Source organism: Syntrophorhabdaceae bacterium (genome assembly GCA_028698615.1).
GTDB lineage: Bacteria > Desulfobacterota > Syntrophorhabdia > Syntrophorhabdales > Syntrophorhabdaceae > Delta-02.
Genome location: JAQVWF010000032.1, coordinates 10123 through 20492, shown reverse-complemented (window position 1 = coordinate 20492; position 10370 = coordinate 10123). Strand labels below are relative to the sequence as shown.

Here is a 10370-nt window from a genome sequence, read left to right as displayed (position 1 = left end):
GTTACCTTCAATGGCGAGTGCTTTTGCAGGAGCGGCTTGGAAAGGATGGTGTAGAGAGCCCAGGAAAGACTGGCGGCAAGCGCCAGAACAGTGCCCGCTATATCGCCGTTCATGAAGAAGATCCAATCCCCCTTTGTCATGAGAATGTACACACCGGCGAACCCGACGATAATGGCGAATATCCGTTTCTTCATGAATTTTTCATAGCCGAAAAGGCTGCTCAGAAAGCCCCCGTATATGGGGGACATGTTGATGAGAATGCCGACATTGACGGCGGATGTGTACTTCAACGCAAACGTGAAAAGGAACTGATAGAGCGCGATGCCGACAGCCCCCAGCAGCGTAAGCCTCCATATGTCCCGGACCGGCACCTTTACATCTTCAAGAAAAAAGAGTAAAAGAAATAGAAGAAGACTCCCCGTTATAAACCGGATCAATATGACGTTAACCGGGGAAAGGTCGTTGAGAAGATATTTGACCGCCACCAGGTTAACGCCCCAGATCATGGAAACACAGAGGAGCAAAAGATCTGACATGTATTCACGTTCCACGCAGTTATTCTTAATTGTCATGAAATGCTTTGTCAATTCTTAACCGCGAGAAGTCAAAATTTATTATGATGGAGAATTCGATGGATCCCAGGGAAAAAATGATCTTTGCTCTCGACGTAGACCGTTTCGAGGAGGCACAGCAACTCGTTGTGGAATTCAAGGACCACGTCGGCATGTTCAAGGTGGGCAAGCAGCTTTTCACGCAATGCGGACCCAAGATCGTCGACTACATCAAACTGAAGAACTCAAAGGTCTTTCTGGACCTGAAATATCACGACATCCCCAATACCGTTGCAAAGGCCTCCATTGAGGCGGCAAAGCTCGGCGTCGATATTTTGAACGTCCACGCATCGGGTGGATTCACGATGATGAGCGAGGCCAAGCGGGCCCTCGTTGAGGCAGGAAAGAACCCTGGCCTTCAGCGTCCCAGGATCATCGGGGTGACGGTCCTCACGAGCCTCGATGACGCTGAACTGGAAAGGGTCGGTTTCGAGATGCCCGTCATCGAGCTGACAAAAAGACTGGCGCTCCTTGCCAGGGAAGCCGGGCTCGATGGAGTTGTCGCTGGAGGAAGCGAGATCGAGATGATCCGCGAGATATGCGGAAGGGACTTTCTCATCATCACGCCGGGGGTGAGGATCGAAGACAAGAAAGATGATCAAAAACGGACGATCACGCCTCAGGAGGCCATAAGAAGGGGGGCTTCGCACATCGTCCTCGGAAGGGCGGTCAGGAATGCAGCCGACCCTAAGGCCCTTTTGAAAAAGATCAGCGGGGACATACGCGATGCCCTTTCTGTTTAATAAGAACAGCATTCAGGAGGCCCTGAAAAGCCACCCCGGTAAGGTCCGCAGGCTTCTTATCCGCCAGGGACACGAGAAGGCCTCCGAGGAGATGATCGAGGAAGCAAGAAAGCAGGGTGTGGCCTACCGGATCCTTCCGTCGGAAGCCTTTGTAAAAAAGTGCGGCTCCCCCAGGTCACACGTATGTCTTGAACGTGACGACTTCGATTATACCGACCAGGACACCTTCCTCCAGCGCCTCGATACCATGGGCCCCGTCTTCCTTGGAGCACTGGACGGCGTGCAGGACCCGCAGAACCTCGGAAACATCGCCAGAAGCTCCGCCTGTCTGGGCGTAGACGCACTCATCCTTCCCAAAGATCGCTCCTGCGTGATAAATGAGACGGTGGCCAACATTTCCCGGGGCGCGACGGAATTCATGGAAGCCGTGCGGGTGACCAACCTTTCCCGGTATCTCGAAACACTGAAAAAAAGAGGGATATTCTGTTATGGTCTCGACGAGCGAGGCGGCACAGCGCTCTGGGAGACCGACCTCAGGGGACCCGTATGCCTTGTTTTCGGCGGGGAAGAAGGTCTGCGCAGGCTTACGAAAGATACCTGCGACGCCCTTGTAAGGATACCAACGAACCCTTCCTTTCCGTCACTCAACGTTGCCACATCCTTTGCCCTGGCCTGCTACGAAGTGAAAAAGCAGAGACTTTGACGGATCTCCTCCCGTTCTACCAACACGCAACCTTCTCCGATGCGATTCGGATCGATCGAACATCGGATCGATCGAACATGGGCCTGATAAAGATCTTCCGGGAAAAAGTGGCTGCCGAATCCTTCGGGCAGCGCTAGAAGTTTGTCTTAAAACGGAATCGCCAGCCGTCGTCGCGGGAATCGAGATGCCTGTTATCCTTTCGTTCCACAATAAGATTGCGCCCAACCATCACTTCACTGGACTCGGAGACCTTGATACCGAGGCCGACATCGGCCTTGTGCTCCTTTCTTGGTTCGGCTGCCACGCCCTTTTTATCAAGGTCCTCCACCCTCTCAATGGCAAAGTGGGGCTTATCTTCCGCAGAGCTGGCCGGTTCCTTGTCCCCTTCGCTGGTCTTCTCGTCCAGTACCTCAAGGGTGTAAACAGTGGAATCCGCCCCCTTCCCCTTTGATGAAGGGACAGGCTTAAGACGGATGTAGCTTGCCCTCCGGGGCTTGGTTTCCCTTGTAACGACGTGATAGCCTGTGCCGTCAAATTCAAGAAATCCGTGGGGGTTCTTTACGGCCGATACATTGGGAAGACCCTCCGGAGGTACAACTCCCTTTTCCTTGACCTGAAGGTCACCCACGGGCATGGGGTCGGCCTTGACAGTCCCACCGCCCAGGGGCAGAAGGACCAGAAAAAGAATCACTCCTGAAAACAGGTAAGGTCTTTTTGAGCCCATGTTGTAACAATTATAAAGGAAGTTGAAAAAAAAGCAAACTTTATTGTATGCTTAACCTGCCATGGACGAGACGATATATTACAGCACCAATGACCCGGATAAACGTGTCAGTTTCGAGACCGCGCTTCTGACGGGCATGGCATCGAACTACGGACTCTACATGATCGCCCGAAGGGACATCCCAATCCTTTCCAGGGACCGGATAGACGCCATGAGAGGCATGACCTATGCCTCAATAGCCTACGAAGTGCTGGAGCCGTTCCTCGGGCGTGAGGTGCCCCCGAAAAGGTTGAGATCGCTCCTCGAGGATGCCTACGACGCCCGGAAGATCCCCACCATGGTTCAGAAAGTCACGGGAAAAACATACATCATGTGGCTTACCAGGGGACCCACCTATTCCTTCAAGGACTATGCGGCCCGGTTCTTTGGCAGGATGCTCAACTTCTTCCTCGGCGAAAGAGGATTGCGAAAGGTGGTCATCGTGGCCACGAGCGGCGACACCGGCGGCGCTGTGGCAGACGCCCTGGTCGGCCTCAGGAACATCGATAACATCGTCTTCTATCCGAAGGGATCCATCAGTGAAGGGCAGAGACGGCAGATGACGACCCTGGGGAACAACGTTCATGCCTTTGAAGTGAACGGCGATTTTGATGTCTGCCAGGCCCTGGCCAAGAACATCCTCGGCGACACACCGTTCGCCATGGGGCTTTTCGGCGACAGCAAACGCTTCACCTCCGCCAATTCCATCAGCGTTGGAAGGCTGCTTCCCCAGGCCGTCTATCCTTTTTATGCCTATTCGCAGATGGGGGTCCCGGGAGAGCCATTCATCGCCAGCATCCCCTCGGGCAATTTCGGCAATATGATGGGAACCGTCATAGCGAGACAGATGGGGCTTCCCGTAGAAAGGATCATCTGCGGCGTCAACGAGAACAGAGAGTTTCCAGATTTCCTCTCCTGCGGCACCTATGCGGTGCGGCCTTCCATCAAATGTCCGTCGTCGGCGATGATCGTCTCTCATCCGAGCAATTTGGCACGCCTCATCGACTTTTACGGAGGCCACATGTTTGACGAACGGGATGCGTCGAAGGGCAACGTGATAAAACCCGGCATTATCGACCGCATGCCCGACATGGAAGCCATGCGGCGGGACATCGTTTCCCTGGGGATAACCAATGCCCGGCATTTTGAGACGATGAAGGCAGTCTACGAACGCTACGGGATAATTCTCGATCCTCACGGCGCCGTAGGTTGGGCCGCTCTGGAGGAATATCTTCAAGGAAAACACGACCGGCCCGCGGTGATCTACGAGACGGCCGATCCGGGGAAATTCCCCGAGGATGTCAGCAGGGCCATAGGGCTGATCCCCGAACCGCCCCCCGGTATGAAGGAGCAAGAAGACCTTCCCGAGCGCGTTTACAGCATCGAAGCGGAACCGATACATACACCCGAGGGACTCAAGCTTTCACCGGCACAGGTCGACGAGGCAAAAGAGAAGATCCGAAGAATATACGCCCCATGAACCACGGCGTTCCTTAAAACCGACATGAAGCAACGCTTTTTAACCCGTGCGAGAAGATATATCCGCTGCCTGGTCCATGTACCTGCAATAATGGTTCTGTGCCTTCTTCCCGTCGGTTGTTTCTTGCCCGACGGCATCGAAGATATCGACGTCAAGAAGCTGGAAGCCCGGATGGAAAATGGGAAGAGGCTCGTCATCGCTGACAACCGAACCACCCTCGAATATGTATCGGGCCGTATACCGGGCGCCATACACATCCCCCAGGAGGAATTCCACAGGATCGCAGCGTTCCTTCCGCCCGAAAAGGACACCCCTATCGTCTTCTATTGCAGGGGGTACGGTTGAGCCCCGAGTTTTAAGGCCGCGGTCGCGGCAAGGAAAGCGGGTTACACCAACGTCATGACCTTTCTGGCCGGTTACCCGGCCTGGGTCAGAAGAGGTAATCCCGTAGAGCGATAGCGCAACCGGACCCCTTTTGCCCGGATTCCGTGCAATGCCGCATTGACATCCCCTTTCTATTGCCATAGAATAAATGGAAATGATTTTCATTTAGGCAGCCATGAAAGACCACAACCGCATTCTGAAAGAACTCAATCTCAAGGCGACGCCGAAGAGGCTTGCCATTCTCGATATCCTGTCCCGCGAATCCACCTACTTGAGCCCCGAGGACGTCTGGATAAGGATGAAAGGGATCTTCTCTGCCATCGGGCTCCCAACTGTCTATCGCAACCTTGAAGATCTGGCGGGGGGCGGGGTCATAGTCAAGGTCATCCATCCCGACCGCAAACTCTATTATTTCTTCTGCGACAACAGGGAGCACCATCATCATTTCGTCTGCACCTCGTGCAAGAAGGTGGACGATCTCAGTTTTTGTGCCTTCGAGGAGATCGAGAAAGAAGTGTCGCAAACCCTGAACGGAAAGGTTTCATCACATATCATGCAGGTCTTCGGCGTTTGCAGTGATTGTTCGCCGGGCAAGGGAAGGGACCGATGAAAAGGAAGGGACTGGTCCTCGTCCTCTTTCTGGCGGTACTCCTCATAACCGCCGTTTCCTGCGGGCCAAAAGATAACAATGCCGGAGGCGGCCATCAAAGGATCGCCGTCGTCACCACCCTTTTTCCCCTTTTTGATTTCGCAAGGGTGGTCGCAGGCGACAAGGCCGACGTCTCCCTGGTCCTGCCGCCGGGAGTGGAGCCCCACGCCTTCGAGCCAAAACCGGGAGACATGGTGCGAATCAACGCCGCGCAACTTTTCGTGTATACCGGCAGGGACATGGAACCCTGGGCGGAGAAGCTCTTGAAGGGGATCTCCAACAAGACCCTCATCGTCACGAACACGAGCCAGGGTATCAAACTAATGGAAAGCGGCGAGGAAAACCATGAAGGCGAGGAGGAAAAGGGCGGCCATGGCGGCCATGGTCACGGCACTTACGACCCTCACATCTGGCTGGACTTCCAAAATGCCATGACAATGGTAGACACCATCACCGATGGGTTGTGCGTGGCCGATCCGGCAAACAGCACATTTTTCCGCAAGAATGCGGCCGCATATAAGGAAAGGCTCTCCTCCCTTGACGCGAAGTTCCGTGAAGCTCTCGGGACATGCAGGACGAAGACCCTCATTCACGGCGGCCATTCTGCCTTCGGGTACCTCGCCCGCAGGTACGGTCTGGAATACATCAGCGCTTACGAAGGGTCTCCGAATGCGGAACCCACCGCAAGAAGAATAATCGCGCTCAAGAGGAAAATGAACGAAAAAGGTGTTCGTTATGTCTATTTCGAGGAGTTGATAAGCCCGAGAGTGTCGGAACTTCTTTCCAGGGAGAGCGGCGCGGCGCTCCTTTATCTCCACGGCGCTCACAACCTCACGAAGGATGAGCTTGAAAAAGGCGTGACCTTCATCTCTCTCATGGAGAACAACCTTGAGAATCTCAGGAAGGGCCTCGAATGCAGATGACGGGCATCGTCACAACGGAAAAGCTGTATTTTCGGTTCAACGGCGTCGAGATATTGAGCGACATCACCTTCACCCTTGAAAAAGGGGAATTCCTGGGAATAGTCGGACCGAACGGCTCGGGAAAGACCACCCTCATCCGTCTCCTTCTTGGGCTTCTCAGGCCGACGGCCGGCTCGGCAACCCTTTTTGGGTACAATGCCGGCCTGTTCAACGAGTGGCAACGTGTAGGATACCTCCCCCAGAAGATAGCGGCCTTCAACCCTCATTTTCCCGCGACAGTGGAGGAGATCGTCGCCCTGGGGCTCCTGGCCGGTAAGAGCTTCCCGAGGAGGGCCGCGCGGGGCGACCGGAGATCCGTTGATGACGCCATGGCCCTCATGGATATCACCCCCATCAGGAATAAGCTCATTGGGGAACTCTCCGGGGGCCAACAACAGCGGGTTCTTATAGCGAAGGCACTGGTGGCCGGACCCGAGCTTCTCATTCTTGACGAGCCGACAACCGCTCTCGATCCTGAAGGCCGGGAGAGATTCTTTGCAACCCTGAAAGACCTCAATGAACATGGGGCGGTGACGATCATCATGATAACCCACGACATGGGGACCATCGGCCAGCACGCCTCCAGGCTCCTCTACCTGGACAAGAACCTCATATTTTATGGCGGGTTCAACGATTTCTGCCTTTCCAGGGACATGACGAACTACTTCGGTGAATACTCTCAGCACCTCATCTGTCACAGGCATGATAACCAATGATACATGACCGGCACGGCTCATCCGTCCCCTCGTTTTTCCATTGGTCATTACCGGAGAGGCCTGATGGACTTTCTTGACCTCTTCAGCCACGGTTTCATCCAGCGGGGGCTTGTTGCGGGCTGCTTCATAGCCGCGCTTTGTTCGATCCTCGGCACGTTTCTCGTCCTTCGGCGACTCTCCTTGATAGGCGACGGGCTCGCGCATGTCACGTTCGGCGGTATTGCCATGGGACTTCTCTTCCAATCCTATCCTTTCTATGTGGCGGTCCCCATCGTCATGGCAAGCGCCCTGGGTATTCTCAAACTCATCGACAAGGCCCGCCTCTACGGGGACGCCGCCATAGGCATCGTTTCCTCGTTGGGCATAGCCGGGGGCATCCTTATCGCGAGCATCGCAGGCGGTTTCAATGTCGATCTTTTCAGCTACCTTTTTGGGAACATACTGGCCATAAGCTACGCAGAGGTATGGACCTCCGTCCTTTTGTGTCTTTGCCTCATTATTGTCATTGTCCTCTCTTACCGCGAATTGCTTGCGATCACCTTCGACGAGGAATCTGCCAGGGTCTCCGGGATAAAGACGGAGCGCATCAACCGCATTTTGGTCCTCCTCACGGCGCTCACAGTCGTTCTCGCCATGAGGGTCGTAGGGATCATGCTGGTCTCGGCACTGCTCATCATTCCCCCGGTGACAGCATTGCAGTTTGCCCGGGGATTCAGGACAACCATCGTCGTATCCTGCCTCACGGGCATCCTCTCCGTACTTGCAGGTATTACCATTTCTTTTGCCCTCGATCTGCCCGCCGGAGCTACCATAGTCATGGTGAACTTCGTGCTTTTTCTCCTGTCATTTATGACAGCTCGTGTAAGGAGCAAGCGGGCCTCCCAACAGCCATAGGGCCTTGCCGAAGCCACCTCGTACCCCTGACCACGCTTTTCAGCGATAACTCTCCGTATTTTCAGCCGGATATTCGCAAGAAAAAGATTACGTTCCAACGTTGACAACGCAAAACTCCAACATTATATTAGCCTAGACGCGAAAATTTCAGGAGGAGATGAACATGGCAAGAAAAGTTATCGGAATAGACCTGGGCACTACGAATTCAGTTGTCGCGGTTATGGAGGGCGGCGAGCCGAAGGTCATCATAAATGAAGAAGGAAGCAGGATTACACCAAGTGTGGTTGCGTTCACAAAGGATGGCGAGGTACTCGTCGGGCAGACGGCAAAGAGGCAGGCCATTACAAATCCCGAGAACACCATATTTTCGATAAAGAGATTTGTGGGAAGACGTTTTAGCGAGGTTCAGGAAGAGATCAAGACCGTTCCTTACAAGGTGGTCGAAGATCAGGAAGGCAACGTCCGTGTCGATGTCCGGGGTAAGCAGTACACCCCGCAGGAGATATCGGCCTTTGTGCTCCAGAAACTGAGAAAATCCGCTGAGGCCTACCTCGGCCAGCAGATAGACGACGCGGTCGTAACCGTGCCGGCTTATTTCAACGATTCACAGCGGCAGGCGACGAAAGACGCCGGCAGGATAGCGGGGCTCAATGTCCTTCGGATCATCAACGAGCCCACGGCATCGGCATTGGCGTACGGCCTCGACAAGAAGAAAGATGAAACCATCGCTGTTTATGACTTCGGGGGCGGTACCTTTGATATATCCATCCTCGAGGTCGGCGACAACGTCGTGGAGGTCAAGTCGACGAATGGAGATACCCACCTCGGCGGCGACGACATCGACCAGCGCGTGATAGACTGGATCGTCTCCGAATTCAAGAAAGACCAGGGTATAGATCTTTCAAAGGACCGGATGGCCCTGCAGCGGCTCAAAGAAGCGGCCGAACGCGCCAAGGTGGAACTCTCTACGACCATCGAGACGGAGATAAACCTGCCCTTCATCACGGCTGACGCCTCGGGACCAAAACACCTTAACATGACGCTCAGAAGGGCAGAGCTGGAAAAGCTGGCCGACGACCTCTTTCAGAGGACCATGGAGCCTTGCCGGCGCGCCCTCAATGACGCAAAGATCCCGACGGATAAGATCGACGAGGTGGTCCTCGTCGGCGGCTCCACCAGGATTCCCAGAATACAGGATATCGTGAAGGAATTCTTCGGCAAGGAACCTCATCGCGGCGTTAACCCCGACGAAGTCGTTGCCCTCGGTGCAGCCGTTCAGGCAGGCGTTCTCGCCGGCGAGGTAAAGGATGTTCTTCTTCTTGATGTAACACCCCTGTCACTGGGCATCGAGACGCTTGGCGGGGTGCTGACGAGGATAATCGAACGCAATACCACCATCCCGACCAAGAAGAGCCAGGTCTTTACAACCGCCGAGGACAGTCAGACGAGCGTCGAGATACACGTGCTTCAGGGCGAGAGGGAAATGGCCAGAGACAACAGGACGCTGGGAAGGTTCCACCTCATCGGACTGCCTCCGGCGCCGAGGGGTATACCGCAGATAGAGGTCACTTTCGACATTGACGCAAATGGCATACTCCACGTATCCGCGAAGGACACGGCAACCGGCAAAGAGCAGAGCATCCGAATCACCGCTTCAACAGGCCTCTCGGAAGAGGACATCCAGAAGATGGTCCACGATTCCGAGGCCAATGCCGAGGAGGACCGCAAGAGAAAACAGGATGTCGAGCAGCGCAATCAGCTCGACAACATCATTTACACAACCGAGAAAACACTCAGTGAGAACAAGGACAAGCTCTCCGCCGAGGACATCAGGACCGTTGAGGACCTGCTGACCCCCGCAAGGGAGGCCATAAAGAGTGGTGATTCCGAAAGGATCAAAAAGGCAGCGGAAGATCTGACCAAGGCCTCCCATAATCTTGCCGAAACACTCTACAAACAGACATCACAAACGACGTCGCAGGGCGCCCCCGGACAGGATGGCGGTCCACAGCAGCAGGCCCAGCAGGGCGACGGCAAGAGAGACGATGATGTCGTGGACGCGGAATTTGAGGATGTGAAGAAATAGGGGGAAGAATGGTAATCGGCTTAAAGAACGATAAAAGCATAAAAGACAGGATGTTCATACCGGCCGAACTGCCCGTTCTGCCGTTGAGGGGAACGGTGGCATACCCCGACCTTGTTATGCCCCTCATCGTGGGGCGGGAGAAATCGATACGCCTTGTCGATGAGGCAATGAGCAAGGACAAGATGATAGCCATCATAACGCAGAAGAATCCCGATATCGAGGACCCGGGCGCGGAAGACCTCTACACGGTCGGGGCCGTCGCGACCATCATGAAGATGGTCAAAATGGTCGATGGGAGCCAGAGGGTAGTAATTCAGGGCCTGTGCAGGTGCAAGGTCATCGAGTTCACCGAGGCCGAGCCAAACATCAAGGCAAGTAT

At 54.6% G+C, this 10370-nt stretch carries 12 protein-coding genes; 10 read left to right on the top strand and 2 right to left on the bottom strand.

Annotation, left to right across the window (positions count from 1 at the left end; all coding sequences use genetic code 11):
- Window positions 1-572, bottom strand: a 572-nt coding sequence (locus PHC90_10680; GenBank protein ID MDD3846811.1) for an EamA family transporter, incomplete at its 3' end; no start/stop codon positions are given.
- 59 nt (window positions 573-631) lie between these two features.
- On the opposite strand from PHC90_10680, the gene pyrF reads away from it, so the two are divergent.
- Complete coding sequence (gene pyrF / locus PHC90_10675; GenBank protein ID MDD3846810.1) at window positions 632-1354, top strand: orotidine-5'-phosphate decarboxylase; 723 nt, start codon at window positions 632-634, stop codon at window positions 1352-1354.
- Window positions 1338-2057: an RNA methyltransferase gene (locus tag PHC90_10670; GenBank protein ID MDD3846809.1), complete on the top strand. Its 720-nt coding sequence runs from the start codon at window positions 1338-1340 to the stop codon at window positions 2055-2057. The genes pyrF and PHC90_10670 overlap by 17 nt, the downstream gene beginning before the upstream one ends.
- Window positions 2058-2190: 133 nt before the next feature.
- On the opposite strand, the gene PHC90_10665 is transcribed toward PHC90_10670, so the two are convergent.
- Complete coding sequence (locus tag PHC90_10665) at window positions 2191-2781, bottom strand: hypothetical protein (GenBank protein MDD3846808.1); 591 nt, start codon at window positions 2779-2781, stop codon at window positions 2191-2193.
- A 61-nt stretch (window positions 2782-2842) separates the two neighbouring features.
- Here PHC90_10665 and thrC point away from each other — a divergent pair, with 61 nt between their 5' ends.
- The 8 genes from thrC to PHC90_10625 form a co-directional block, all read left to right on the top strand.
- Window positions 2843-4300, top strand: coding sequence for a threonine synthase (thrC, locus tag PHC90_10660; protein ID MDD3846807.1), 1458 nt, complete (start codon window positions 2843-2845; stop codon window positions 4298-4300).
- A gap of 123 nt (window positions 4301-4423) precedes the next feature.
- Complete coding sequence (locus PHC90_10655; GenBank protein ID MDD3846806.1) at window positions 4424-4645, top strand: rhodanese-like domain-containing protein; 222 nt, start codon at window positions 4424-4426, stop codon at window positions 4643-4645.
- 214 nt (window positions 4646-4859) lie between these two features.
- Window positions 4860-5294, top strand: a complete 435-nt coding sequence (locus PHC90_10650) for a Fur family transcriptional regulator (protein ID MDD3846805.1) — start codon at window positions 4860-4862, stop codon at window positions 5292-5294.
- Window positions 5291-6256, top strand: coding sequence for a zinc ABC transporter substrate-binding protein (locus PHC90_10645; GenBank protein MDD3846804.1), 966 nt, complete (start codon window positions 5291-5293; stop codon window positions 6254-6256). The genes PHC90_10650 and PHC90_10645 overlap by 4 nt, the downstream gene beginning before the upstream one ends.
- Window positions 6247-7011, top strand: coding sequence for a metal ABC transporter ATP-binding protein (locus tag PHC90_10640; protein MDD3846803.1), 765 nt, complete (start codon window positions 6247-6249; stop codon window positions 7009-7011). The genes PHC90_10645 and PHC90_10640 overlap by 10 nt, the downstream gene beginning before the upstream one ends.
- A 63-nt stretch (window positions 7012-7074) precedes the next feature.
- On the top strand, window positions 7075-7905 hold the full coding sequence (locus PHC90_10635) for a metal ABC transporter permease (protein MDD3846802.1): 831 nt from the start codon (window positions 7075-7077) through the stop codon (window positions 7903-7905).
- Between the two features lie 163 nt (window positions 7906-8068).
- Window positions 8069-9991, top strand: coding sequence for a molecular chaperone DnaK (gene dnaK, locus PHC90_10630; GenBank protein MDD3846801.1), 1923 nt, complete (start codon window positions 8069-8071; stop codon window positions 9989-9991).
- 8 nt (window positions 9992-9999) lie between these two features.
- Window positions 10000-10370 (top strand): LON peptidase substrate-binding domain-containing protein (locus PHC90_10625; GenBank protein ID MDD3846800.1); only part of this gene is annotated, 371 nt, incomplete at its 3' end.

Excerpts from the sequence above, each read along its gene's own strand:
- PHC90_10640 (MDD3846803.1), top strand. The coding sequence starts at position 6,247 with ATGCAGATGACGGGCATCGTCACAACGGAAAAGCTGTATTTTCGGTTC.
- pyrF (MDD3846810.1), top strand. The coding sequence starts at position 632 with ATGGATCCCAGGGAAAAAATGATCTTTGCTCTCGACGTAGACCGTTTC.
- PHC90_10670 (MDD3846809.1), top strand. The coding sequence starts at position 1,338 with ATGCCCTTTCTGTTTAATAAGAACAGCATTCAGGAGGCCCTGAAAAGC.
- PHC90_10665 (MDD3846808.1), bottom strand. The coding sequence starts at position 2,781 with ATGGGCTCAAAAAGACCTTACCTGTTTTCAGGAGTGATTCTTTTTCTG.
- PHC90_10645 (MDD3846804.1), top strand. The coding sequence starts at position 5,291 with ATGAAAAGGAAGGGACTGGTCCTCGTCCTCTTTCTGGCGGTACTCCTC.
- dnaK (MDD3846801.1), top strand. The coding sequence starts at position 8,069 with ATGGCAAGAAAAGTTATCGGAATAGACCTGGGCACTACGAATTCAGTT.
- thrC (MDD3846807.1), top strand. The coding sequence starts at position 2,843 with ATGGACGAGACGATATATTACAGCACCAATGACCCGGATAAACGTGTC.
- PHC90_10635 (MDD3846802.1), top strand. The coding sequence starts at position 7,075 with ATGGACTTTCTTGACCTCTTCAGCCACGGTTTCATCCAGCGGGGGCTT.
- PHC90_10650 (MDD3846805.1), top strand. The coding sequence starts at position 4,860 with ATGAAAGACCACAACCGCATTCTGAAAGAACTCAATCTCAAGGCGACG.